Raw genomic sequence first — 26,960 nt, forward strand, 5'->3', positions numbered from 1 at the left:
TTCTTCTGTGGCTAGAGGTTAGCCATCATTTGAAAGGTATGATTGCGGCTGGCTAAATCATCATAAGTACCAGCATCACTCACTCGTCCGTCTTCAAGCATATAAATGATGTCGCACTCTTTAACCGTTGCCAGGCGGTGGGCAATAAGCACCACTGTCATCTGGCCTGCAAAGCGCTGGATATCCTCCATTACACGCCGCTCGGTAATCCCATCCAGAGCGCTGGTGGCTTCATCAAAGACCAATACTCTGGCTTGTTGATAAAGGGCACGTGCGATACCCAGACGTTGGCGCTGTCCCCCTGATATCTGAACTCCTCGCTCCCCGATCCGGGTTTCAAGGCCTTCGGGAAATCGCTCAAGCAGCTCATCGAGTTGCGCCATATGCAAAGCTTCCTTAACCCTCTCAACATCAATATTTTCGCGTTCAATGGCAAAGGCAACGTTTTCAAGAATGGTGGCATCGGAAAGGAATATCTGTTGCGGCACGAACCCCACCCCCGCATGCCAATTCCGCATGTTTTCCTGCGTTAGCGCCACACCATCAATAAGTATTTGGCCTGCCTGGGGCTCAATCAGACCCAGCAACAAGTCCACAGCGGTGCTCTTTCCACTGCCTGAAGCGCCGACTAAACCGACCATTTTGTTGGCCGGAATGGTCAATGTCAGCCCATCCAAAGCCAATGCCCGTGTTCCTGGGTAGTCGAAGGCAACCTCCTGTATTGTTATCTCTCGCTGGGGCACCCATGGTGTTGGCTGAGCATTAGGCTGAGATTCACTGACGGTCTTTAACTCTTTAGTTTCACCACGGCTAGCCATTAAGTCTGCTCGGATCGCATCATAAGCTGCTAGATTGCCGCGTATTTTCGTAATCGAGGTATAGATTTTCTGGAAGCCCGGTAACATCTTGAAGCCGGCCAGGGCGTAGATTGAAAGTGCCGGCAGAATGGCACCCAAGTTGCCTTCGTAAAGGTTAAGCAGATAAAGAACCAGCAGGATTACCGAGCCGAAGGCCACCAGCTCTATAGCGTACCGAGGGGCCTCACTGAGTCCTTGCGTGACGCCTTGGCCCCGCGCTATACGATTGCTGGCCTTCTCAAAACGCGAGGTAAAACTCGCTTGACGATGCAATAAAAGGAGATCCTTAATTCCCCCGAATCCCTCGGTCATCAGTTTGAAGCGTTTCGATTGAGCCTCAGATATACGCTTGCCATTAATGCTAAGAAAGCGACGCACCGTCTGATAAAGCAACAAATAAGTGGCGAGGAATATCACCAACCCGGATATCGCGACAACGGGGTTGTAAATAAAGATAGCCAGGCTCATCAAGGTCACCATGACCGTTTTAGCGTTGAGTTCCATCGCGGGATTGATCACTTTAGTGGTCACGCGCTGGACTTCAACCGAGACCTTGCTGATCAGGTTGCTGGTGTTTTGGTTGGAATGAAATAACCAAGGCTGATGCAGGTAATAGCGATATAGGCGACTAGAGAGTTCAGCCCCCACTTGCTCACTATAGAGCGACAGCCGCCAAGTGGTATACATGGAAATAAGTGCCGCCATTAGCAGAACCCCAAGCACCAAACCGCCCAGTAGACTTAAAAAGGACTTGTGGCTTTGCGCCCCGCTATAGGTATACGCCCAGGCTAACCAGCCATCACCCTGGAGCTTACTCATGTCACCAACCACCGCCATGAAAGGCCCTATGGCGATTACACTGGCGATTTGCGCTAGCGCCATAATGATGATTAATACCTGGAGCCCTAGTAATCGACGTCGCTGTTGTTGCGTTAACAATGAATAAAATTCGCGCAATTGATTAAGCATATTGGTTCACCGGTAAGCGTAAAGGTAGCTGCCGTAGTATCCATGGCGGCTGCTGGTCGGTTTCTTCACGCCATTTAGAATCCCTCCTTTGAGCCTCACACCAGCACTCTCAAGACGACGCTTAGCGGCTTTGATTTCGCCAGGAGGGTTAGTGTCAAAACGCACCACCATTAAACTGGTGCCGACTAACTTGCCTATTACCGAGGCATCAGTTACCGCCAGAATCGGTGGCGTATCCACGATGACCAGATCATAGTGTTTGCTCACTGTGTCTAAAAAGTCGTGAAAACTCTGCTGCATCAAAAGCTCGGATGGATTAGGCGGGATACTTCCTCTTGCCACATAATCAAGCCCATCTAGATCACTATGGCGAATGGCTTCTTCCATGCTGATACGTCGTGCCAATAACTCTGAGAGCCCCTTTATGCCCTTGCCATGAAAAGCATGGTGCAAATGTCCACGGCGCATGTCGGCATCGATTAACAACACTTTTTGTCCGGCCTGGGCACATACCGCCGCTAAGTTAGCGGCTATAAAGCTCTTACCTACTCCTGGGCTAGCACCAGTAATCATTAACCGATTATTATCGGATTCAAGCATGGCAAAATAGAGACTGGTACGCAGCCCACGTAATGCTTCCACTGCGATTTCGGCGGGTTTCTTGATAGCCAACAAGCCGCGAAAAACGTCTTGGGCTTTTTTGGAACGGCGCGGTCGAATCCGCTCGGTAAGCCCCGCCTGCTCACCTGAATTCGGCAACGTGGCATAGACAGGCAGACCCAGTTCTTCAAGCTGTTCGGGAGTCTTAATCGCTCGACTGAGCAACATACGGACAATCAGTAATAGTACTGCCAACAATGCGCCAATCAAGCCACTAACAGCGGTTATTAGCGCAATACGCGGTGCGATGGTGCCAGGACTGAGCATGGCCGCATCCAGGATACGTACGTTGCCCACCGTGCCGGCCTTCACCAAACGCATTTCTTGAAGCTGGTTGAGCAACTGCACATACACTTGCTGATTGACCTGAGTATCCCGGGTAAGGCGCAGCACTTCCTGCTGGGTCTCAGGTAATTCACCCACCAGGGCATTGAGTCGGTCACGTTCGGCTTCTAGCTGACCACGTTGTCTCAATAGCGTTTGGTAGTTGGGATGCGTGGGACGATACCTTTCAGCCAGATCCGCTTCTCGCATTGCTAGTTGACCAAGCTGGTTTTCCACATCAACTACCCGGGTAAGCAGATTCTGTGTCTCGAACGTCAGATCCACAGAGTCGCGTTGTGCTCGGTAGTCATTCAACATCCCTTCGGCATCTGACAATTGATTGCTAACCTGGGGGATTTGCTCATCAAGAAAAGCGATCTGGTTTTCTGCTTCTTCCGAATGACGCTGAACATTCTGGGTCAAAAAGACGCTGGTCAATGTATCTAACGTTGGTTGTATCTGCTCTTGATCCGAACCGTTCAACGTCAGTTCATAAACACCCGACTCTAATCCACGCGGGATGATTTCAAAGCGTTTTTTGAGCTCCCCTATGGCATTAAGCTCAGACGTGCGCACTAGCGTGAATTCAGCTCCGGGGTGCGCTTCTGCCTGACTGACAAAAAGGCGATACCCCAATTCATCATTCTGTACCGTTTCCCCGACGTTACCAGTCAGCAGTGTTTGTTCTTCCAGAAGCAACTCGAACGCCCCCCCTTCGAGAAGCCGCAACACATGCTCACTCCCAACATTTTCATCCGGAACATCAAAACGGGCGACTCGAAGCGACTCCCCGGCCCATACATAAGGATTATTCCAAGCATCTTCCGAAGAGTCTGCCAACCACTCAATAATGAATGTCGGCGTAAGGCTCTCGAACCACGCTTGGTTCACCCCATGATGAACCAGAAAGTCTCCTACCAACGGCAACCGGCGCGGCTCAACCTGGATAGCAAGGTCAAGACGCTGTGCGGTTTCCCCCAGCACCATACGTGACTGCAGAATTTCGAGCTCAGCAGAGGTGGGATTACCTTGTTGGGGCTCTCCCAATGACTCCATAAACGCCAAGTTCGACCCTCTCGTCTCTATCTGAACCAAGGCATCAGCCTGATATATTCTCGGCTGAGAACTGGCATTAAAGTAGCCAGCCAGCAGAAAAAATCCCGTCACAGACACAATAAACCAGCGATGATCGGAAAGCGTATCTACCAACTTACGCAGATTGAGGTCATCGCTCTCTTGGGGTGCTGGCGACGAAGGTGGTGAAGGGAAATTAGTCATGGTGATGCCTCATCACTCTGAAGATATAGTGCAAAATTGATACTTACAGCTCGCCAGCATCAATAGCAGACGTCGCAACATCACCCGGCAAACTGACTGATGGCAGTAGTAGTGAGATCACAGAGTTCCAGCGAGCCAGCGGCGCTGACGTCACGTAAACCACGTCCTGCGGTTGAAGAGGAAAACGTGTTCCCAGCAACAAGCGCGTGGCATCCTGAATATCCAACTGATAGACGGTAGCGATCTTCTCGCTTCCAGGGGGATTTCCTCGCACTACGAAAATGCCCGACGGCTCAGCACGGTTTTCATTGACACCACCGGCTCTTCCCAATGCATCCGTCAACGTAATGCGTTCATTACCCAGGGCAATGGCACCGGGACGGCTGACTTGCCCTAGAACGATAACGTTTTGATTTTCCATAGTGGGAATGTGCAGTAGGTCGCCATTGCGAAGTAATCGATTCTGCGTCATGTCCCCTTGACGCATCATGGCGTAAAGCGATATCACCTCTTCGCCACCATTGCGGCTTAGTTTGACATTGCGCCAATCCGCATTATCACGCGCGCCACCTACTGCACTAATAGCATCAAGTACCGTCATCGGCACGATGGTTAATGGCAGAGTCCCGGGGGTTTCCACGGCGCCGCTGATATATACTTTCTGAGAGTTAAACGCCGCAATACCTACCTCTACTTGGGGCTCATTGATCACTTCGGACAGTCGCCGTGCGATTAACTCGCGCACCTCGTCAAGCGTCATACCCTCGACCCTCACACGCCCCACGTAGGGGTAGAACATCGTGCCATTGGGTCGTATCCGATTACCGGTTTCCGCAGCGGAGCGCTCTGCACCTGCCGGAATAGTCAATTCGGGATGGTCGTAGACAATCACGCTTAAAATATCCCCAGGCCCTACCCGATATTCATAACTTTGTACTTCTTGATTCAATGCCTGAGATGTTGCTTGCGTGGTAGGTGCTTGCGGAACATACAATGTATCTACAAACTCAGGCGTAATGGGTTGTACGTCCACTCGACCGTCCAGCGATTGTTCGAGCTTGCTATCGTCAATATGTCCACCAGGGGCCATGGCGCAGCCACTTAAGGCCACTAGAAGCAGGATAAACGTCAGATAGTGAACCCACCGCACTGGTTTTTTTCTGGTTTTTATACCTGCTATTGCTTTGAAATTAGTCATTTTTTGTTCCCTTTGTTTTGTGTCTTACCACGCTACCGCCCGGGGATTGTTAACGGCATTTCCCTGAGCCTTATTTGGAAACTCGTCTTAGTGGCTCTGACTTCGAACCGCCATAAGACATGAATGCCAGTACGGCAGACATATATAAGGTTACATAAAAAAACAAAACAGATACGTTGATTTACTTCATTGCAGAGGGTGAGATAGCTAACGCTATTTAGAGGTGCAGAAATGAGATTGGCGTTATGGAAAGGAGGAAACAACATCATGCCTAGCGGGTAAGTAACATTAATTTCTTAATACCAATAAAAATTTTATTTTTAAAAAATAAGAAGTTGTAAAAAATAACATAAGAAGCAATCGCAAGTTACAATCGCAGAACAATTGTAATATTCCCAGATTTACGGGATGACTTAGTGACAGTGGACACACAGGAAAAAGGCTGCCCTCAAGGGACGGCCACCAGTCGGTCTTTGAATTAGTTCACGTCTTGTTAGGTTTCCACCGCTCCTTCAGCGCCGTCTTGAGGGGACGTGGAAGGCCAGATAGGAGTCTTCTCTTGGCGGCGCGAAGAAGGCGTTTAGTGTAGCGATGTTGTCCCTTTTTGGGTGAAGTGCTGCTGGTCGCTGTATAGACTTGGTTACCTTCGCAGCAATAAACGGCTTTTCCGGCTATTTTTGCAATACTTGAAGCCTGGCTGGCACTACTTTCAATAAAGAGTGTGTAATCGGAGTTCTTGTAGAACAAGCCCTTATGCGTAGAGTGAACGCCCTGGCGCTGGCGCTCCTCCTTCGAAGGCAAATCCAGCATGACCAAGCGCTCATACTCAATGCCCTGCTGCTTAAGCCACATCTCTGTATGGCTACGGTACTTCTCGAGCCGGTTGGTTACCAAGCAGCCAATTCGACCTGCAGGCAGGTAAAGAAGCTCAGCGTTATCCAAGAATGCAATGTACTCCTCTCCATCATCGTTCTGATGGGCGGTAGGGTCGACGCACAGCACACCATCGATATCGACACACGCTCGGGAAAGCATGGCAGGAGTGAAAAGATTCCACTGGAAAGCCTGGGGTGATTCGAGAGTGTAAAAATGAATGTCGACATATTGCTCACCAGCGGGATCTGCATAGATCGCCAAAGTATCAATTAAACACGGGCAACTGCCGGGGATAGCATCCTGTGCTTCCTGCACCGTCCTCCCGGTTATGACACTATCATCAACTAGCAGTACTTTTTTCGCTTCCCACGCAGAGGCCAGTTCACTTTGAGCCTTTCTGCGCAAGCGGGTTTTTAGCGGTTGATTGGCAATGAACTCTGGGAGCCCTACTACATCGATATGTAAGCCCAACGCAATCATGCTGGCCGGGATTATCCCGCTACGGGGAATACCCACCACCAGGTCGTAACCCTTTCCGTGAACTTTGAACAAGGACGCAGCGATGTCATCACTTAAATCACCATAGGATTTATAATTCATTGCCTAACCTCACCCTTTATTAAGCTTGACTAACACAACATGGAAAGTCATTTAGCATAGCCTTTATATAACTATCCTTTAATAGAACTCCCATTCAGTGACAAAACAGTGACATCCAAATGATAGCTTAATAAAATCCTCATAAAACACTACTCTAGAGAACAACAAAAATTCATGAAAAAATCGTATAAACAAAAAATAAAAACACTAATCACTAATAATTTATATTTAAAAAAATTAGAAAGATTATCTTAAAATATTTTTAACGGCAAATAAACTCCTCTTTGACATGCCCATCAGCCATGTCAAAGAAAGACCCAAAAGATAAAATAGGAAGGAAAAAGAAGCGCAGACGATGTCTCTAGAGTTTCTCAGCCCATGTGAGGGTAGCGTCTTTGAGTAACGAATGTATATGCTCAAAAACTTCCATGGATTTACGGTACGGATCGGGAATATTGCGTCCTTTGCTACTGTCTAGCCAACGACCTAGCAGTAGCGTCTTGCCTAAGGCTTGGGGTACCTGCTGCCCAACAGCTCGACGCTGGCCCTCTGACATCACCAGAATGAGATCGGCTTCCTGTATCATTGTCACGGTTAACTGACGTGCCTTGTGATTAGCAACATCCAAGCCATCGGCCTCGGCCAATTGACGTGCAAACGGCGATACAGGCTCGCCTTCCAAGGCGCCTAAGCCTGCGGAACTGATATGACGCTCGGGTAGCCGCTGTCTAAGCAATGCCTCAGCGACGGGACTTCGACAAATATTACCGGTACACACCACTAAAATACGCTCGAACATGTCTTACTTATCTCCTAGGTAAGCAGAGAAACACGTTTTCAAATTCGACATATTCAATGCTCCCACTGAATGGCAAGTAACCCAAGGGTTTCATAGATAGCCCTTTCGGTCTTACGTAGCTCTCGCGCAGAGGGCAGCCAATAAGCTAGCCCTAAGCCCTCAGCTCGATCAGCCAAATAATGGGTAGGTGCAGCGACTGGGGCTAGGCCTGCCGCCTCGAAATGACGCATCGCGCGCGGCATATGCGACGCTGATGTCACCACCAAGACTTGAGCACCTTCGCCAAACAGCGCCTGCACCGCCTTGGCCTCTTCAGCCGTATCGTTGGGGGACACAAGCGTAATAATACTCTTTGAGGGCACCCCCAATGCCTCTGCAGCTTCGGCATAGCCATGAGCCATCGTCATTTTTGAGTCTTTCCCTCCACCTGACACTACCAATAGCAGGTCTGGGCGCTGATGCCACAAGCGCAGACCTTCCATAAGGCGCAACCCCGAACCTTCGCTGAATCTACCGGTTATTGACCAAGGGCGATCAGGCTGCCAACCACCCCCGAGGACTACTACTGCTTCTATGTCCTGCACCTCAGGCCATTGCTCCCAAGCGGCATACTTCGACTCAAAAGGCCTCAGCAAATTATCTGCCACGGGTGCCCAGGCCGCCAGCAGTAGCAAGAGCATTGCCAACGTCATTATGCTGCCACCAAGGCGATGCCGACCCAGCTTTCGAATTGACCACCCAATTGTAAAAGTGACTGCCATCAGTGACATTGGCATCAGCAGTATCGCCGTCAGGCTTTTCATTAGTGTATACATGGCAACCATTTTGCGGGACTTGATCGGAAACGTGAATCCAAAGAAAAATCAGCCAGCTAGCATATACTGCTACGCCTGCCGGATATGCAAAGAAAGAATAGCTTAAACCGAAACTCATAAAAGCAATTGGCAGCAACATGCCAGCTACTGCATAAGAACGCTGGAGGGAGCTTTCAGAGCGCAAACCTGGAAAAAAAAGCCACAGGGGAATGAGGTAAAGACTCACGACCATAAGCAAACCTGGCAGACCTCTTCGCACCCAGGCGTCCAGGAGGTCGTTATGTGCATGCCAGTAATTGCCTAACTCAGGGCTTAGCACGCCTTGCGCCTCAAGTCTTTGCATGGCGGGTAAATAACCCTGATGTCCGTAACCCACAAAAGGACGCTCATAAATTAGCCTGATTGCACCGCGATACATTTCCAGGCGAGCCCCGACGGAGCCATAGTCGGTGCTTTCTGTATAGCGATGCACCTCGGCCACCGCCTTATCCACCCGTTTTTCTACACCGCTATAGGGCGTCGCATATGCCCCTATCATCACCGCTATTAAAGCAATCAGTGCCAGCCATCGCCATATCGCTCGCCAGCGACGCGCATAACCGCAATAAAATACCCATATCACTAGCGGCAATGCCAACCATCCGCCCCGAGTGCCAGATAGTGCCGAGGCTAGCCCGCCTCCCATTGCGCCACTCAGCAAAAGCGCTACCCAAAAAAAACGTGCTGATCGCTGTTGCCAGGCCCAGCCCAGCCCGGCCAAACATAAAAACGCCACCAACAGCGAAAGATTGCCGAAAAAGATCGAATGTAACGGCGGGTGCCCTGTGGCACGGGTTAAACCAACTACCCATTTTTGCCAGGCTGCCCACCCCCCTGTACCCAATCCACTCAACGCTAAACCAAACCACCACGCGGAAGGCCTTGGCGGTACAGAGCGAATTATCACAAAGGCCAATGCCGCAAGCCAGGCGGCACTCGCCAACGGCATGGCTTTATTTAAGCTTGAATGCCAAACGCCAACCGCTAATTCGACTACGCCTACGCCTAATAGCAATGCCAAAAGAAGGCTATCACCACGCCCCATTGATTTTTTTAACAAGCCATGACCGTGTCGTTTATTCCTGGCAACAATCGCACATATGATGGCAACCCCCAACCCTAACCAATAGCCAAAGGGGGCCAATAGCGGTAGCACGGTGATTGCTAAAGCTTGCATGCAATGTTTGCCTTGTAGGTCACGGAAGTGCTTATGCTTTTATTGCCTCACCCGATCTCCGCTTCCTCTGCCCATCACCGTTAGCACCAGGTAACGGAAATACGTTGGCACCGCCATAGCCGACAACATTTTTTGATCCGTTTCTGCTAGTAACTGAGGCGTAGACATATCAATGTCGTTAATTTGCGCCAGTCCGGTAATACCCGGTCGAACATTGTATACCCCACGCTCGGAACGCTCTTTGATCAACTCATGTTGTGTGAATAAGCATGGACGAGGCCCCACAAGGCTCATATCCCCCTTCAATACATTCCATAGCTGGGGTAACTCATCCAGCTTGGTGCGGCGTAAGAAAAGACCGAATTTGGTAATTGAGGAAGAATCTGCAAGATGCGAAGCAACCCAGGCCGTATCAAGCTTCATAGTACGAAACTTGACCAGTACAAAGGGCTGACCACGATATCCCACCCGCTCTTGCAAAAACAGAGGTGACCCCGTATCCCAGTAGCCAATTATGGTTAGTATCAATAATAATGGCAGACCAATCATTAGGCCCGTGGCGGCAAAAAAGATATCTAAGAAACGTAGTATTTTAGTCATGATATCAAGGCTCGCAGGGTTAATTAACAAGTATTACCTTATAAAACAAGTAATTGGTAAATTTTATACCACAACAACCATGCGCTTTATTTCTAACCAGTTTAAGTAATTAAAGATTAGCGCACTCGGTGAGCAGTATATAAACTGCGTGCTTATATAGCCATAACGGTTAATCTAATTATTTTTTAAATAACCAATCAGACTATTTTACTAGCCGTAATATGTAAAAATTAAATAAAAAATAATCAGCAGTATTTTTCGTTAGTCGTTTTACTTAAAAAACAATACAACGAATACTATTTTTAATGGATATCCGTAGTAAACCCCATCGAATCACTACGTTTATTTCAGTCGAAAAAACCAGTCCAGATGAGATAATGTGTAAAATCCTGAACGGCATTTTTTTATGCTGCGAGATAAGCATGGGTGTAATTGTAAAAAAACGGGTGGTTATGCTGCGAAAGAGGATCTGATTCAAAAGGAGACACTTTTGCTACAGACTAAGGTTTATACGAAAGTCAGCGAACGCTGTCACGAGCAGGTAGTAATTGTACAAAGGGTAACGCGGGGAAGTTGCCTGAAGAAGTTGTTGCCCGAAGAAGTTGCCTGAAATGGAGGCGGCCCCAAAAGCCACATCCCGGCACACGCAGCCACCACTACCGTTGCTCCCTTCCGGGCCTGGCGGGGTTCGCAGTTTAGCGTTGCGGGAGGACCTAAGGGGCCACCATAACGGCACACTCTGTGATGTAACATACTGCTTTACAGCAATAGTGAGTGTGCTGAGGTCGATGTGGTGGCTACGCCCTGATTTGAACAGGGGACCCCATCATTATGAGTGATGTGCTCTAACCAGCTGAGCTACGTAGCCTTTTCCTCATCAACGGGTGCAGATTATGCCTACCTTAATGGCGAAAGGCAAGCCGGATTCCGGCTTGCCCTGGTCGTCAATAAAGCGTATCGAAATCGCCTTACTGGATAGCGGCGCGCACGGCCTCTGCTCCAGGCTCGCCGTCGCGGGTTGTCACACCGTCTAACCACTCATCCAGCACGCCATCATTGGCTTTCAAGTAGTCACGCGCGGCATCACGAGGGTCTACGCCATCGTCCATTATCGCGCTCATCAATTGGTTTTCCATTTCCAAGGTAAACGTCATATTGCGTAATAACGCTCCTACATTGGGGCACTCATCCACAAAACCTGCACGAGTATTGGTGTGCACCGTTGCACCGCCTAAATCTGGACCAAAGTAATCATCGGCATCAGAAAGATAGGCCATGTCGAAGTTAGAGTTCATGGGGTGCGGCTCCCAGCCCAGGAACACCATCCACTGCTCGTTGGGCACCCGGGCGCGCAGTTCTGCTAGCATTCCCGCTTCACTGGAATCGATCACCTGCCAATCGCCCAACCCATAGGCGTCGTCATCGATCATCTGCTCGATTAGCTCGTTGCCGTCGTTCCCTGCTTCGATACCGTGCATGCTGCTGTCAAACTGGTCTGCGTGCTCTGCTAAATCGTTAACCGACGTCACGCCCGCATCATAAACGTATTGAGGAACCGCCAGTGTGTATTTGGCCCCTTCCAGGTTAGTTGCCAGACGTTCGACTTCACCGCGCTCGATGTAAGGATCGCTAATGGAGGCCATGGAGGGCATCCAATTACCTAGGAATACATCGAAATCATTGTTGCGCATACCTGCGTAGGCAATCGGTACGGAAACTGTATCCACTGTCGGCTCATACCCCAGCCCCTCAAGGACTTCGCTGGCGAGCGCAGTAGTGGCGGTAATATCTGTCCAGCCCACTTCGGCAAAACGCACGCTGCTGCATTCATTGGCGTAAGCTGCCGTTGGCAAACCCGCCGCCAGTAATAAAGCACCCGCGTAGCGTGAAGAAATTCTGCTCATCATCGTTGTCCCCTTGAAACAATAAATATTGTCGGCGCCTTTTTATTGATTGAACGTTCAATAAAAAAATGCCATCATGGTTAGGTAATCATGTCTACGCCGGGGTTTCAAGCATCGCCCCCTGTCAGGCATTCAACGAATTAGGAGAATCTCTTTAGGAGAACGTCGTGCCAAAGGTGGGAATGGAACCGATACGCCGCCAGCAGCTAATTAACGCGACCATGGCAGCCATTGATGAAGTCGGCCTAGCCGAGACCACTGTGATGCGCATTGCGCGTCATGCAGGCGTTTCAGCAGGCATTATCAGCCACTACTTTGGCGGTAAAGATGGCCTGTTGGAAGCGACCATGCGGCAAATCCTGACCGACCTAACCACGGCTGTTGCGGTGCGCCGCCATGCATTAGAAGACAACTCTCCCCGCGCCCATATCGGTGCCATTATTGAAGGCAACTTTGATCGCACGCAGGTCACCGGCCCCGCCGCCAAGACTTGGTTAGCGTTCTGGGCCAGCAGCATGCACAAACCGATGCTGCAGCGGTTGCAAAACGTCAACGACCGCCGTCTTTATAGCAATTTATGCCACCAGTTCCGGCGTGTAATGCCCCGCTTAGAGGCCCGTAACGCCGCCCGAGGTTTGGCCGCCATGATTGATGGGCTGTGGCTGCGCGGTGCACTGACACCAGAAGGCCTTGATGCTGAAGAAGCGCGTTTTCTTGCCCACGCCTATCTCGACCAGCTTTTTGCTCACTATGGATGCCAATAACTCACATCCAACATTTACCGTAAATTTTTTATCTTATTAAAGGAGTCCTACATGGCCGCTCAAGACGTACAGCCACTCTATATTGATGGTCGCCAGGTAGACGCCACTTCAAGCGACACGTTTACCGTTACTAACCCTTTTGATGGCAGCCTGTTGGCTACTATCGGCCAAGCCAGCCAAGCCGATGTTGATTCAGCCGTTGCCGCCGCCCAACGTGGCCAGCGCGAGTGGGCCGCGATGACCGGCATGGAGCGTTCGCGCATTATGCTGCGCGCCGTTGCGCTATTAAGAGAACGCAACGACGAACTTGCCGAACTGGAAACCCGCAACACCGGCAAGCCAATCAGCGAGACCGCTAGCGTCGATATCGTCACCGGCGCGGATGCGTTGGAGTATTACGCTGGTTTAGCCCCCGCTATTGAGGGCAGCCAAATTCCCCTGCGCGATAGCTCCTTTGTGTATACCCGCCGCGAACCGCTGGGTGTGATCGGCGCGATTGGTGCCTGGAACTACCCGATTCAAATTGCCTGCTGGAAAGCTGCCCCAGCGCTGGCTGCGGGTAATGCGATTGTTTTCAAACCTAGCGAAGTCACTCCGCTCACCGTGATGAAACTGGCGGAAATCTTCACCGAGGCAGGCCTGCCCAACGGCGTCTTTAACGTGGTGCAGGGCGATGGTCGCGTGGGCGCAATGCTAACCGGGCACCCCGGCATCGCCAAAGTATCATTCACCGGCGAAGCAGGCACCGGTAAAAAGGTCATGGCTGCCGCTGCGAGTTCCACATTAAAAGACGTCACCATGGAACTGGGCGGCAAATCACCTTTGATCGTGTTTGCAGATGCGGATCTGGACCGCGCGGCCGATGCCGCCATGATGGCCAACTTCTACTCCAGCGGCCAAATCTGCACCAACGGCACGCGGGTGTTTGTTGAGCGTAGCGTTAAAGAGGCCTTTGAAGCCAAGCTGGTAGAGCGCGTTAAGCGTATCAAAGCAGGCGACCCCATGGATCCAAGCGTTAACTTTGGCCCGTTGGTCAGCTTTGAGCACCAGGAAAAAGTGCTCTCTTATATTGCCCTGGGCAAAGAGCAAGGCGCTCGCTTGTTAGTGGGAGGTGACGACTGGAACACTGGCAGCTTTGCCAATGGCGCCTGGGCGGCTCCTACTGTATTCACCGACTGCACCGACGATATGCGTATCGTGCGCGAAGAGATCTTCGGCCCGGTGATGTCGGTACTCGCCTTTGACGACGAGGCAGAAGTCATTCGTCGCGCCAATGACACCACCTATGGCTTGGCCGCCGGTGTCTTCAGCGAAAGCCTCAACCGTGCCCACCGCGTAATTCATCAGTTGGAAGCGGGAATCTGCTGGATTAATACCTGGGGCGAGTCACCGTCTGAGATGCCGGTAGGTGGCTATAAAGAGTCTGGTATTGGTCGTGAAAACGGCATCGAGACGCTTAATCACTATACCCAAACCAAATCCGTACAGATTGAAATGGGCCCGTTTGAGTCAGTGTTTTAAGGAGTTTTTATGTCCCAACCACGCGAATTTGATTACATCATTATCGGTGCAGGCTCGGCCGGCAATGTGCTTGCAACACGCCTAACCGAAGACAGCAGTGTCAGCGTGCTACTGTTAGAAGCGGGCGGCCCTGACTATCGCCTTGATTTTCGGACTCAAATGCCCGCCGCCTTAGCGTTCCCGCTACAGGGCAAGCGCTACAACTGGGCATTTGAAACCGACCCCGAACCGCATATGGACGGCCGCCGTATGGAGTGTGGCCGTGGCAAAGGCCTGGGTGGCTCCTCGTTGATTAACGGCATGTGCTATATCCGCGGCAATGCACTCGATTACGACAACTGGGCCAAGCAGCCCGGCCTTGAAGATTGGGACTACCTGAGCTGCCTGCCCTACTTCAAAAAGTGCGAAACCCGCGACATCGGAGTCAACAGCTACCACGGTGGCGACGGCCCGGTCAGCGTGACCACACCTAAAGACACTAATAACCCGCTTTATCGCATCTTTATTGAGGCGGGCAAACAGGCTGGCTACCCGGAAACCGAAGACGTTAACGGCTACCAGCAAGAAGGCTTCGGCCCCATGGATCGCTTCGTCACGCCCAAAGGCCGCCGCGCCTCAACGGCTCGGGGCTACCTGGATACCGCCAAACAGCGTCACAACCTCACTATTGAAACCCATGCCGTCACCGATGTTATTGAGTTTGAAGGCAAGCGTGCAGTGGGTGTTCGCTATGAACAGAAAGGCGAAAAACAGCAGGCCTACGCCCGTCGTGAAGTGCTGCTGTGCGGTGGCGCTATTGCTTCCCCACAGATTCTTCAGCGCTCAGGCATCGGTAATCCGGAACTGCTCAAAGAGTTCGGTATCGAAACGGTTCACGCCCTTCCCGGTGTAGGTGAAAACCTCCAGGATCACCTGGAGATGTACATACAGTACGAGTGCAAAGAGCCGATTTCGCTCTACCCGGCGCTGAAGTGGTACAACCAGCCCAAAATTGGCGCCGAGTGGCTGTTCAACGGCACCGGCGTGGGCGCCAGCAACCAGTTTGAATCCTGTGGTTTTATCCGCAGCCGCGATGAAGAAGAGTGGCCCAATCTGCAGTACCACTTTCTGCCCATCGCCATCAGCTACAATGGCAAAAGCGCGGTACAAGCCCACGGCTTCCAGGCCCATGTTGGCTCTATGCGCTCGGAAAGCCGCGGCCGTATTCGCGTAACCTCGAAAGACCCACACGCCGCGCCAAGCATCCTGTTCAACTACATGGCCAAAGAGAAAGACTGGCAGGAGTTCCGCGACGCCATTCGCCTCACCCGCGATATCATCGCCCAGCCAGCGTTCGATAAATACCGCGGTCGCGAGATAGCGCCAGGCCCCGACGTGCAGTCGGATGCCGAACTCGACGCCTTCGTCAAACAGCACGCCGAAACCGCCTACCACCCCTGCGGCAGCTGCCGGATGGGCAACGACGATATGGCCGTCACCGATGGCCAGGGCCGCGTCCATGGGATTGAAGGCCTGCGTGTGGTCGATGCCTCACTCTTCCCGGTAATTCCCACCGGCAACCTGAATGCCCCCACCATTATGCTGGCCGAGAAAATCGCCGACCGCATCAAAGGTCACGAACCACTGCCCCGCGCCAGCGTTGACTACTATGTAGCTAACGGAGCACCGGCCAAACGCGCCTGAACATTTACTCCGTTTACCACTCCAAACGCCATGGCTTGCCGCCATGGCGTTTTTTTTATGAGCACAGCGCATTTGCAGCGTTAAACATGGCTAAATACTTGCACGAGGCGGCTTCCATCTGCCAATATTCAAACAAGTGTTCGATTAACGGTTTTATTGCCGCTCCCGAATCAGCTTTATCTAACAACAGCTGGCCAGCAGTAAAGGCCAACAACAGAGAGAGACTCTATGCTCACCCTACTCCTTATCGTGCTCGCCATTGCTGGCTTGCTCGTCGTAATGCGTCGCGAAGCAGGTGCCCCCGCGGCACTAGCGGTGCTTGGCGTATTGGGCCTTGTTGGCCTGCTGTTTGACGCGGAAGTGATTGGTGTCCTGCTGCTGATTGGCGCAGCTGCCGTGGCAGTGGCTGGCCTGCCCGCATTTCGTCGCAAGTGGCTCACGCCGCGCCTGTTCGCCACCTTTAAAAAAGTTGCTCCCAAGGTTTCCGCCACCGAGCGAACGGCTCTGGAAGCAGGCAGCGTTTCTTGGGACGGCGAGCTATTTTCAGGCAAGCCCCAGTGGGAAAAGCTGCTCGCCTTTAAAGACGACGGCCTGCGCGACGATGAAAAAGCCTTCTTGGCCAATCAGTGCGCCAAAGCCGCTGGCATGTGCAATGCCTGGGATATCGCCCAAGAGCGCGCCGACCTGCCCCAGCAGCTGTGGGACTTCCTGAAAGCAGAAGGCTTCTTCGGCATGATTATTCCGAAGGAGTACGGCGGACTTGGCTTCTCAGCCAAAGCGCAGTCCATGGTGCTGCAGAAGCTTTCCGCCAATGAAACCCTGATGGTCACCGTAGGTGTGCCCAATTCCCTCGGCCCTGGTGAGCTACTGCTTAAATACGGCACCCAAGAGCAAAAAGATCACTACCTGCCGCGCCTATCCGATGGCCGTGAAATCCCCTGCTTTGGCCTCACTGGCCCCCGCGCAGGGTCTGATGCTACCTCACTGCCTGATACTGGCGTGGTCTGCAAACAGACTATTAATGGCGAAGAAGTGCTTGGCCTGCGCCTTAACTTCGAAAAACGCTGGATCACTCTGGCGCCCATTGCCACCGTGGTCGGCCTTGCCTTTCGTCTGTTTGACCCGGAAAAACTGCTCGGTGACGAAGAAGATCGCGGTATTACCCTGGCGTTAATTCCCCGCGATACCGACGGCATGGAAATCGGCCGCCGTCACCACCCCATCGGCAGCCCGTTTATGAACGGCCCGATCATTGGTAAAGATGTCTTTGTACCGCTGGATACCATCATCGGTGGCCCAGACATGATCGGCCAAGGCTGGCGGATGCTGGTGGAGTGCCTCTCGATCGGCCGCTGCATCACGCTGCCATCAGGCGCTACTGGCACCGCACGCTATGCCCTAGGCTGGAGCGGCGGCTTCACCCGCGTTCGTCGTCAGTTCAATGTGCCGGTGGCCGAAATGGAAGGTGTGCAAGAGCCCCTCGCTCGCATGGCGGCGCTTGCGTATATCTCCCAGGCCACCGTGTATCAAACTGCCAACATGATCGACCACGGCGAAAAGCCGGCGGTGCCCTCGGCCATCCTGAAAAGCCAGCTAACCGAGTTCCAGCGCGTACTGCTTAGCGATGCCATGGACGTACACGGCGGCAAGGCGGTTACCCTTGGCCCGCGTAACTACCTCGGTATCGGCTATAGCGCCAACCCGGTGGCGATCACCGTGGAAGGTGCCAACATCATGACCCGCAACCTGATGATCTTCGGTCAAGGCGCGATCCGCTGCCACCCTTACGTGCTTGAAGAACTGGCCGCCAAAGACGCCAACGATATGAAGGCGTTCGATAAAGCCTTCTTCGGTCACGCAGGGTTAATCTTTGGCAACGCCGCGCGGGCCTTTACTCTGGGCTTTGGCATCGGTAAAGCCAGCGTGCCCTTTGATGGCCCTGCCGCCATCTATGCTCAGGACATTGCCCGCCTTTCCGCTGGCTTTGGCCTGTGTGCCGACGCCGCCATGGCTAGCCTGGGCTCAGCACTCAAGAAACGCGAAATGATCTCTGCGCGGCTGGGGGATGTGCTATCTAACCTCTACCTCACTTCGATGGTGCTCAAGCAGTGGCAAGCAGGCAGCAAGGTAGAAGGCGAAGAAGCGCTGCTGCACTACAGCTGTCGCTACTTGCTCCAGCGTGCCGAGCAAGCGTTTGTAGAGATTTTCGATAATCTACCCAACCGTGCGCTGGGCAAAACGCTCAACGCTGTCGTGATGCCTACTGGCCGCCGCTGGAACAAACCCCACGACGACCTGGCCCGCGATATCGCCCAGCGTGTTTCTACTCACAGCGCCCTGCGCACCAAGCTGTTGGAAAACACTTGGGACAAGGACGACGGTGAACAGCGCAACCCGCTGGCGCGCTACAACGCCCTGCTGGTGGATTATGACCGCGCCGAGAAAATCTATCGCACCGTCAACAAGGCCTATGCCAAAGGCGAGTTACCGCAGACGGCACTACACCCTGAAGCACGCGTTGAGGCTGGCTTGGAAAAAGGCTTGATCAGTGCTGAGGAAGCCGAGTTTATGCGCACCTTCGAGGCTGAAGTGCTAGAAATGCTCACCGTGGACGATTTCGCCTACGATGCCTTTGCCAAGAACAAATCCACACTGATCAATCACAACGCGACGCCAGCGCCAGCGCCAGCGCCTAAGCAGGAACAAGAAAACGTTAAGTAATACTTATTTTTCAAGGCGTTATCTGTAAAGAAAGCCGACTCTTTTGCCCAGGAGTTGGCTTTTTTGTGTTCACAATCTAAATTTTCACTTTCTACGCCTAAATGCGTAGTCCAATGGGCCAAAAACGCGTTGCAAGTTCGCAAACGATCAACTAGCCTTTCGTAAACGAAAACAATCTAGACTCTTCGATAATCCAATAACAACGACGCTAGCGAGATCGGCATGTCCTTACATTTGCAAAATATCGATCACATCGTTAACGGTGTGCCGCATATCAGCGGAATAGACCTAGCCCTTGAGCCGGGCTCCTTCAACGTACTGTTGGGTCGAACGCTGGCCGGAAAAACCACCTTGATGCGCTTAATGGCGGGGCTTGAGCCACCTACCCGCGGCAAAGTGATGATGGATGGCAAGGACGTCACTAACGTCTCAGTACGTAAACGCAATGTATCCATGGTGTACCAGCAGTTTATCAACTACCCCAGTCTCACCGTGTACGACAACATTGCTTCGCCACTCAAACTAGCCAAACAGCCTAAAAGCGAAATCGATAAGCGGGTCTGCGAAATCGCTGAAATGCTGCATATCGAGCAGCTGCTCAATCGTTACCCCCAGGAGCTTTCCGGCGGCCAGCAGCAACGTACCGCCATGGGCCGGGCACTGGTGAAGGATGCTGAGTTAATACTGTTTGATGAGCCGCTGGTCAACCTGGATTACAAACTGCGTGAAGAGCTACGCGATGAATTGCGTGACCTATTCAAAGCGCGCAACTGCATTGCGGTATATGCCACCACCGAACCCAATGAAGCGTTAGCGCTGGGCGGCAACACAGCGGTGCTGCATGAGGGCAAGCTTCTTCAATACGGCCCTACTGAGCAGGTCTATCGCGAACCGAATGGCCGCTTTAGCGCTGAAATGTTTTCCGAGCCGCCGATCAATATTGTTCCCGGTCAGCTTACCGAAAACGAAATCACCTTCGACCAATCGCTGCATTTTCCCTGCGATGATGGCCTCAAGCGCCTTAAACCCGGGGATTACGACTTTGGCGTGCGGGCGTCGCACCTTACGCTGCAGCCCCAGCAGACCGATGACCTGGCGCTGGATGTGCATGTAGATGTGGCAGAAATCAGTGGTTCAGAAACCTTCCTGCATGTTCATCACGAACGCTTTCCTCTCGTTCTGCACTTAGCGGGCATTCACCAGTTTAGTGTTAATCAACCCCTGAAAGTGTACTTCCCTACGCACCAACTTTACGCCTTCGACAAGCAGGGCCATACGGTACATATTCCCGCACGTCAGGGAGGAGCTGCCCATGGCTGAGATTACTCTAAAGGGCCTGGCCCACTCCTACGAAAAAACGCCCAAGGGTGCGGCGGATTACGCCATCAGACAGATGGATCACGTATGGCATCAAGGGGGCGCCTATGCCCTGTTGGGCCCTTCTGGATGCGGTAAATCGACCCTGCTGAACATTATTTCTGGGCTGCTTGAGCCCTCAGAAGGTGACGTGCTGTTTGATGGTCAGCGAGTCAATGAGCTGCCCCCTGAAGAGCGCAATATTGCCCAGGTGTTTCAGTTCCCGGTGATCTACGACACCATGACGGTATTCGACAATCTCGCCTTTCCCCTGCGCAATATGAATACCCCCGAGTACCGGGTGAAACCCAAGGTGCTCGAAGTCGCCGATATTCTTGAGCTAACCCCGCTATTGGATCGCAAAGCCAAAAACCTGACCGCCGATGAGAAGCAGAAAGTCTCTATGGGCCGCGGTTTGGTTCGCGATGACGTCACGGCCATTTTGTTTGATGAACCGCTCACCGTTATCGACCCACAGCTTAAGTGGAAGCTACGCCGCAAGCTCAAAGAGATTCACGAGCGCTTTAACATCACCATGATCTACGTGACCCACGATCAGCTAGAAGCTTCCACCTTCGCCGATAAAATTGCCGTGATGTATGAAGGTCAGGTGGTGCAATTCGGCACGCCCCGAGAGCTGTTCGAGCGCCCGGCGCATACCTTTGTGGGTTACTTTATTAGTAGCCCCGGGATGAACTTTATGGCCGTCGAATTTAGGGACGATCAAGTCATGTTCGGCTCGCAGCCACTGCCGGTTAGTGGACAGATGAAGCACGCAGTCGCCAATGCTCGCTCGGCCAATATCAAGTTGGGTATCCGTCCCGAGTTTACGGTGATTTCTTCAAGCCAGACGGCTGATAACGTGCCCATTCTAGTGACCAGCGTTCAGGATCTCGGCACTTACTCCCTGCTGACCTTCAAGCTCAACGAGCAAACCTTTAAAGCCCGTCTGCCCGAAGGCCATCCGCCGGTAGGAGAAACGGCGTTTGCGCACTTCGACGCTGCTCATGTGGCGCTGTATATCGATGAATACCTGGTGGAGGCTGGCCATGAATAACAAAGTACCCAATAACAGAGCCTGGCTACTGGTGCTACCCATGCTGGTGTTGGTGGCATTCTCCGCCATCATTCCGCTAATGACCGTAGTCAACTACTCGGTGCAGGACGTGCTCGGCCCCAACGCACGCTTCTTTACCGGCACCGAGTGGTTTCAAAGCATGCTCAATGACGACGCCCTGCAGGCAGCGTTTCTGCGCCAAATATCGTTTTCACTGATTATTCTCGCTATTCAGATTCCGCTGGGGATCGGCATCGCGCTGATTATGCCTAAACGTGGCTGGCAGGCCTCGGCGGTGCTGATCCTGATTACCCTGCCGCTGCTAATCCCTTGGAACGTGGTGGGCAGTATTTGGCAAATCTTTACCCGCGGCGATATCGGCTTAATGGGCTGGGGCCTGCGCCAGCTAGGTGTCGAATACAATATTACCCGTAATGCGGGCGATGCCTGGGTAACGATCATTTTAATGGACGTGTGGCACTGGACCCCTCTGGTGGCCATGCTGTGCTACAGCGGCCTGCGCTCAATTCCCGAAGCTTACTACCAGGCAGCGCGTATCGACCGGGCCTCGAAATGGGCGGTGTTCCGCTATATCCAGCTGCCTAAGCTGACCAACGTACTGGTGATCGCCGTACTGTTGCGCTTTATGCACTCCTTTATGATCTATGCCGAGCCCTTTGTACTAACGGGTGGCGGGCCGGGTAGCGCCACCACCTTCTTAAGCCAATCCCTGACCACCATGGCGGTCGGCCAGCAGGATTTAGGCCCTTCTGCAGCGTTCTCGCTGATCTACTTCCTGGTCATTCTGCTGGTGAGCTGGGTGTTCTACACCACCATTATGAATATGCAGAAAGACAAACCGCCGCATGGAGGTGCTTAACATGAGCTATCAACTCGAAAACACCCAGCGCGGTGAAAAGTACAACACGATTTTTAGTAAGGTGTCACCGGCCAAGCGGCGTAACCGCACCGCCCGTGCCCACTGGCGCTCGCGCATCTTGCTTGGCCTGTATCTGGCGCTGATGATTCTGCCCATTTACTGGCTAATCAATATGTCGCTCCAGACCAATAGCGAAATTCTTGGCTCCATGACCCTGTGGCCCCAGAACCTGACCTTTGATAACTATATCGGCATCTTCACCAACTCAAGCTGGTACATGGGCTACGTTAACTCGATGCTCTACGTGGCGATGAATATGCTCATCACCATTTGCGTCGCGTTACCGGCGGCCTATGCCTTTAGCCGCTACACCTTTATTGGCGATAAGCATCTGTTTTTCTGGCTGCTGACCAACCTAATGGCGCCACCGGCGGTATTCCTGCTGCCCTACTTCCAGCTCTACTATTCGGTGGGCTTGTTTGATACCCACATTGCCGTCGCGTTGGCTCACTGCCTATTCAATATCCCCCTGGCTATCTGGATTCTGGAAGGCTTTATGAGCAGCGTACCTAAAGAAATCGATGAAACCGCCTATATCGACGGCTACAGCTTTCCGCGTTTTTTCGTCAAGATTTTTATCCCCATGATCCGTTCCGGTATCGGCGTCACGCTGTTCTTCCTGTTTATGTTCTCCTGGGTGGAACTACTGCTGGCACGAACGTTGACCGCCACTGATGCGCAACCCATCGGCATGATCATGACACGTACGTCCACAGCCTCGGGGATTGACTGGGGCACCCTGGCCGCTGCGGGGGTACTCACCATTATTCCCGGCATACTGGTGGTCTACTTCGTTCGCAACCATATCGCCAAGGGCTTCGCCCTGGGCCGTACCTGAGGAGATCCCACTATGTCTTGGATGGTATGGACAGTGCCCACCGCCATATTCTTTTCATCAATTGCGGCCATGCTGGCAGGTATGACGGTATGGGAGATTTTGTCGCCCACTATCGAGCGCAAAGGGTTCTTACCCATTGCCACCACTCGCGGGGATCGGCTGTTTATCGGCCTGCTCTCTGCCGCATTTATCCATCTGGGCGTGATTGGCTTCACCTCACTGTCCATTTGGATAGCACTAGCAGTATCAGCCATATGGCTGCTGGTTTTAATGCGCTGGGGCTAGCCCTTGGGGTCAGCTCTTGGGAATAGCCCTTGGGAATAGCCCTTGAGATCAGCCACCAGCGTTTAATCGGTATCAAGGACGGCCAAGCCATCAAGGAAGAACACAACAAAACGAGGTCAACATGCAAAAGCGCTACAATAAATCCAAACTGACTAAATCCACACTGACTAAGTTCAAACTGACAACCCTCGCTGCCAGCTTGCTGCTGGCATCGGGTACGCTGTCAGCGCAGGAGCAGGATACTCGAGCCATCGCTGAACGCTTGGTCGACGAGCACTTCCAAAACTCAACCCTGAGCCGCGAAGAGCAGATCGAAGAGCTGATGTGGTTTGCCAACGCCGCCGAGCCTTTCCGCGGCATGGATATCCAAACAGTGGCCGAGGGTCTCACGACTCACGTTTATGAGAGCGAGGTGCTTGCAGAAGTATTCAGCGAACTCACCGGCATCAATCTGACCCACAATATCATCGGTGAAGGTGATGTGGTGGACACCATGCAAAACCAGATGCAGTCGGGCAACAGCATCTACGACGGTTTCGTCAATGACACCGACGCCATCGGCACGCATATTCGTTATGGCACCACCATCAACCTGTCGGAAGCAATGGAGAATGAGTGGGCCGACTACACCCTGCCCACACTGGATCTGGACGACTTTATTGGCTTGCAGTACGGCACTGGGCCAGACGGCAGCCTCTTTCAACTGCCCACTCAACAGTTCGCTAACCTTTACTGGTTCCGCTATGACTGGTTCCAACGCGAAGACCTGCAGGAGCAGTTCCGAGAGATTTACGGCTACGACTTAGGGGTGCCCACTAACTGGACGGCCTATCAAGACATCGCCGAATTCTTTTCCGAACATGTGGGTGAGATAGACGGCACCAAGGTATACGGCCATATGGATTACGGCCGCCGCGATCCGTCGCTGGGCTGGCGCTTCCACGACTCCTGGCTCTCTATGGCAGGTATGGGCAGCCCCGGCGTCCCTTCCGGTAACCCGGTGGATGACTGGGGTATCCGGGTTAACGAAGACAGCCAGCCGGTAGGCGCAAGCGTCAGCCGTGGTGGTGCTACCAACTCACCTGCTTCAGTATTTGCGATGCAAAAAGCGGTCGATTGGCTGCGTGACTTTGCCCCGCCTGAGGCACAAGGCATGACCTTTGGTGAAGCCGGCCCCGTGCCTGCTCAAGGCCATATCGCTCAACAAATCTTCTGGTACACCGCCTTTACTGCGGACATGACCGACCCTGCGGTCGCTGTGACCGATGATGAGGGCAATCCGCTATGGCGCATGGCACCTTCCCCTACTGGGCCTTACTGGGAAGAGGGCATGAAAGTCGGCTATCAGGATGTAGGCGCCTGGACATTCTTCGACTCAACGCCGGAAGACCGTCGCACCGCGGCATGGCTGTTCGGCCAGTTCACCGTGTCTAAAACGGTGTCGCTGGAAAAACTCATGCACGGTTTAACGCCGATTCGTGAATCGGACATCTTCTCCGAGCAGATGACCGAAATGGCGCCCAAACTGGGCGGTCTGGTGGAATTCTACCGCAGCCCCAACGAGTCGAACTGGACACCTACCGGTACCAACGTACCTGACTATCCACGCATGGCGCCGCTGTGGTGGCAAAACCTGGCGCCGGTCATGAGTGGTGAAGTTACGCCTCAGGAAGGTCTAGATAAGCTGGCAGCGGATATGGACAGCACCATGAATCGCCTGGCCCGCGCCAATGTCTTCGACAGCTACGCGCCATTGCTCAACGAGGAACAGGATCCACAGTACTGGCTGGATCAAGAGGGCTCGCCCAAACCCAAGCTGGATAATGAAATGCCGCAGGGCACCACCGTTCCTTACGATGAAATGATGAAAGCCTGGATGGAAGCCGGTACGCGCCAATAATCACCACGCGTAACGCTTGCAGGGCGGGCAACCGCCCGCCCTGTCAAGGGTTTCATTGGCGGCAGGCCATAGCACAACAGAAAACACCCACAGCAACAGGGCTATTTATTGGTTAATTGGATCCGCTATGAAACTGCGAAATAGAAACATTGAAAAATTACCTCGCGAGACCTTTGATGCCCTGATTATCGGGGGCGGTATTAACGGCGCAGCCACAGCGGCGGCGCTGGCTGGCAAAGGCGCAAAAGTCGCGCTGATTGACCGCGGCGACTTCGCGGGCAGTACCAGCATGCACTCCTCCAACCTAGTGTGGGGAGGCATTAAATATATGGAAAGCAAGGATTTCGCGCTGGTTCGCAAGCTGTGCAAAAGCCGCAATCACTTGATTAAGAGCTACCCTTCCACGGTGCAGGAAATTCGTTTCCTGACCACTATTTCCAAAGGTTTCCGCCACTCACCTCGCTACCTGTGGGCGGGCACCTGGCTGTACTGGTTAATGGGCAATGGCTTCACGAAACTGCCGCGCCTGCTCTCGCCGAGCAAAATTAAGCAGCAAGAGCCGATTATTGATATCGAAGACTCCATTGGCGGCTTCGAGTACTCCGATGCTTACCTCCACGACAATGACGCCCGTTTTGTATTTAACTTTGTGCGCCATGCACTTAACTATGGTGCCATCGCTGCTAATTATGTCGAATCACTCGGCGCCGAGCGCGAGGGCGACCTATGGGTGACTAAAGCCCGCAACGTAATGGATGGCAGCACTTTCGATATACGTGCCAAGGTGTTGATCAACGCCGCCGGCCCCTGGGTCGATCAGCATAACGAGCTCACCGGCCAAAAGACCACCCACCATCACCTCTACTCCAAGGGCATCCACCTCATCGTTCCGCAGCTAACTGATTCTCAGCGGGTGCTGGCATTTTTCGCCGACGATGGAAGGCTGTTTTTTGTTATTCCCATGGGTAACCGCACCTGTATCGGCACTACCGACACCCATATGGAGCATCCAGAAGTGGACGTTACCGCTGACGATATCGCCTTTGTGCTGGAAAATATCAATAAGCGCCTAACCTTAGCTAAACCGCTTACCCAGAACGACATTATCTCAACCCGCTGCGGCGTTCGACCGTTAGCCATCAAAGATGACCAGGGTAGTGATCGCGACTTTCTTCAACTCTCCCGCAAGCATGTGGTTGATACCAACACCGAAAGCGCCCACATCAGTATCTTTGGCGGCAAGCTGACCGACTGTTTGAACGTTGGCGATGAGATTGCCGAAGAAATTAGCCACTTGGGCGTTTCACTGTCAGACCCCAATTTCATGTGGTACGGAGAACCCCCCAAGCCAGTGAAGCAGCAATTTATGGATCAAGCCAAGCGCATGAACCTGGATGCCATGACGGCCTCTACCTCGTCGGAATTGCTCTCCACTCGGCTTTGGCGCCGCTACGCCGATCAAGCCATACAGATGCTTGAAAAAATTCGTCAGGATCCCGCTCAGGGAGAAATTTTAATCGAAGGCACTGAGTACATCCGCTGCGAAATTGAGCATGCCCGCGACCACGAAATGATCACCCAGCTTGAGGACTTCCTGCGCCGTCGCGCAAAAGTCTCACTGGTGGTACCTCACGAGCACTTACGCCAATCCACAGGCTTAAAAGAGGCATGCCGCGTACTATTTGGCGACGACGCTGACGAGCGTTTTAACCAATATTTTGAACAAAATCGCGATACTGCGTTACCGCCTAGTTCTTCAGTGGTTTAACCTCTTTATTGATTAAATATATTCAATGATT

General features: G+C 52.6%; 20 protein-coding genes, 1 tRNA gene and 1 other RNA gene. 11 read left to right on the top strand and 11 right to left on the bottom strand.

Features of this window, described 5'->3' with window-relative positions:
- Window positions 1-11 precede the first annotated feature (11 nt).
- From A6R74_RS03320 to A6R74_RS03375, 11 genes are all read right to left on the bottom strand, one after another.
- Window positions 12-1,826 carry an ABC transporter ATP-binding protein gene (locus tag A6R74_RS03320; RefSeq protein ID WP_064233036.1) on the bottom strand — a complete coding sequence of 605 codons (1,815 nt, stop codon included), beginning with the start codon at window positions 1,824-1,826 and terminating at the stop codon, window positions 12-14.
- Window positions 1,827-1,832: 6 nt separating this feature from the next.
- Window positions 1,833-4,088 (bottom strand): polysaccharide biosynthesis tyrosine autokinase, encoded by a 2,256-nt coding sequence (locus tag A6R74_RS03325; RefSeq protein ID WP_064233037.1) that lies wholly within the window; start codon window positions 4,086-4,088, stop codon window positions 1,833-1,835.
- A gap of 43 nt (window positions 4,089-4,131) precedes the next feature.
- Window positions 4,132-5,286 (bottom strand): polysaccharide export protein, encoded by a 1,155-nt coding sequence (locus A6R74_RS03330; RefSeq protein WP_064233038.1) that lies wholly within the window; start codon window positions 5,284-5,286, stop codon window positions 4,132-4,134.
- A gap of 483 nt (window positions 5,287-5,769) precedes the next feature.
- The gene (locus A6R74_RS03335; protein ID WP_082906574.1) at window positions 5,770-6,762 is read right to left on the bottom strand and encodes a phosphoribosyltransferase; all 993 of its coding nucleotides are present in this window, start codon (window positions 6,760-6,762) and stop codon (window positions 5,770-5,772) included.
- 361 nt (window positions 6,763-7,123) lie between these two features.
- Window positions 7,124-7,561: a low molecular weight protein-tyrosine-phosphatase gene (locus A6R74_RS03340; protein WP_064233039.1), complete on the bottom strand. Its 438-nt coding sequence runs from the start codon at window positions 7,559-7,561 to the stop codon at window positions 7,124-7,126.
- A 53-nt stretch (window positions 7,562-7,614) separates the two neighbouring features.
- Window positions 7,615-8,253, bottom strand: a complete 639-nt coding sequence (locus A6R74_RS03345) for an ElyC/SanA/YdcF family protein (RefSeq protein WP_240488150.1) — start codon at window positions 8,251-8,253, stop codon at window positions 7,615-7,617.
- On the bottom strand, window positions 8,198-9,559 hold the full coding sequence (locus A6R74_RS23000; RefSeq protein WP_240488151.1) for an O-antigen ligase family protein: 1,362 nt from the start codon (window positions 9,557-9,559) through the stop codon (window positions 8,198-8,200). Before A6R74_RS23000 ends, A6R74_RS03345 begins: the two co-directional genes overlap by 56 nt.
- Window positions 9,560-9,631: 72 nt before the next feature.
- Window positions 9,632-10,192, bottom strand: a complete 561-nt coding sequence (locus A6R74_RS03355; protein WP_064233184.1) for a sugar transferase — start codon at window positions 10,190-10,192, stop codon at window positions 9,632-9,634.
- A 621-nt stretch (window positions 10,193-10,813) separates the two neighbouring features.
- An RNA gene (gene ffs / locus A6R74_RS03365) (signal recognition particle sRNA small type) lies at window positions 10,814-10,910 on the bottom strand.
- Window positions 10,911-10,983: 73 nt separating this feature from the next.
- A tRNA-Met gene (locus tag A6R74_RS03370) sits at window positions 10,984-11,060 on the bottom strand.
- Between the two features lie 100 nt (window positions 11,061-11,160).
- Window positions 11,161-12,099 (bottom strand): choline ABC transporter substrate-binding protein, encoded by a 939-nt coding sequence (locus A6R74_RS03375; RefSeq protein ID WP_082906577.1) that lies wholly within the window; start codon window positions 12,097-12,099, stop codon window positions 11,161-11,163.
- A 164-nt stretch (window positions 12,100-12,263) separates the two neighbouring features.
- Between A6R74_RS03375 and betI the strand changes: the two genes are divergently transcribed.
- The 11 genes from betI (at window position 12,264) to A6R74_RS03430 (ending at window position 26,929) form a co-directional block, all read left to right on the top strand.
- Window positions 12,264-12,860: a transcriptional regulator BetI gene (betI, locus tag A6R74_RS03380; protein ID WP_205634132.1), complete on the top strand. Its 597-nt coding sequence runs from the start codon at window positions 12,264-12,266 to the stop codon at window positions 12,858-12,860.
- A 51-nt stretch (window positions 12,861-12,911) separates the two neighbouring features.
- Window positions 12,912-14,381 (top strand): betaine-aldehyde dehydrogenase, encoded by a 1,470-nt coding sequence (gene betB / locus A6R74_RS03385; protein WP_064233043.1) that lies wholly within the window; start codon window positions 12,912-12,914, stop codon window positions 14,379-14,381.
- A gap of 9 nt (window positions 14,382-14,390) precedes the next feature.
- Window positions 14,391-16,064: a choline dehydrogenase gene (betA, locus tag A6R74_RS03390; RefSeq protein WP_064233044.1), complete on the top strand. Its 1,674-nt coding sequence runs from the start codon at window positions 14,391-14,393 to the stop codon at window positions 16,062-16,064.
- Window positions 16,065-16,292: 228 nt separating this feature from the next.
- Complete coding sequence (locus A6R74_RS03395; protein WP_064233045.1) at window positions 16,293-18,785, top strand: acyl-CoA dehydrogenase; 2,493 nt, start codon at window positions 16,293-16,295, stop codon at window positions 18,783-18,785.
- Between the two features lie 222 nt (window positions 18,786-19,007).
- Window positions 19,008-20,105 (top strand): ABC transporter ATP-binding protein, encoded by a 1,098-nt coding sequence (locus A6R74_RS03400; RefSeq protein ID WP_064233046.1) that lies wholly within the window; start codon window positions 19,008-19,010, stop codon window positions 20,103-20,105.
- On the top strand, window positions 20,098-21,198 hold the full coding sequence (locus tag A6R74_RS03405; protein ID WP_064233047.1) for an ABC transporter ATP-binding protein: 1,101 nt from the start codon (window positions 20,098-20,100) through the stop codon (window positions 21,196-21,198). Before A6R74_RS03400 ends, A6R74_RS03405 begins: the two co-directional genes overlap by 8 nt.
- Complete coding sequence (locus A6R74_RS03410) at window positions 21,191-22,078, top strand: carbohydrate ABC transporter permease (RefSeq protein ID WP_064233048.1); 888 nt, start codon at window positions 21,191-21,193, stop codon at window positions 22,076-22,078. The genes A6R74_RS03405 and A6R74_RS03410 overlap by 8 nt, the downstream gene beginning before the upstream one ends.
- A 1-nt stretch (window position 22,079) precedes the next feature.
- Entirely contained in the window at window positions 22,080-22,976 is an 897-nt protein-coding gene (locus tag A6R74_RS03415) for a carbohydrate ABC transporter permease (protein WP_008956663.1), read from the top strand.
- Between the two features lie 12 nt (window positions 22,977-22,988).
- Window positions 22,989-23,261, top strand: coding sequence for a DUF2160 domain-containing protein (locus A6R74_RS03420; protein WP_064233049.1), 273 nt, complete (start codon window positions 22,989-22,991; stop codon window positions 23,259-23,261).
- A 121-nt stretch (window positions 23,262-23,382) separates the two neighbouring features.
- A complete protein-coding gene (locus tag A6R74_RS03425) occupies window positions 23,383-25,161 on the top strand; it encodes an ABC transporter substrate-binding protein (RefSeq protein ID WP_064233050.1) in 1,779 nt (592 codons plus the stop codon).
- A gap of 127 nt (window positions 25,162-25,288) precedes the next feature.
- Entirely contained in the window at window positions 25,289-26,929 is a 1,641-nt protein-coding gene (locus tag A6R74_RS03430) for a glycerol-3-phosphate dehydrogenase/oxidase (protein ID WP_064233051.1), read from the top strand.
- Window positions 26,930-26,960 lie beyond the last annotated feature (31 nt).

It is taken from the genome of Halomonas sp. ALS9, assembly GCF_001651035.1.
In the GTDB taxonomy this organism is placed as follows: domain Bacteria; phylum Pseudomonadota; class Gammaproteobacteria; order Pseudomonadales; family Halomonadaceae; genus Vreelandella.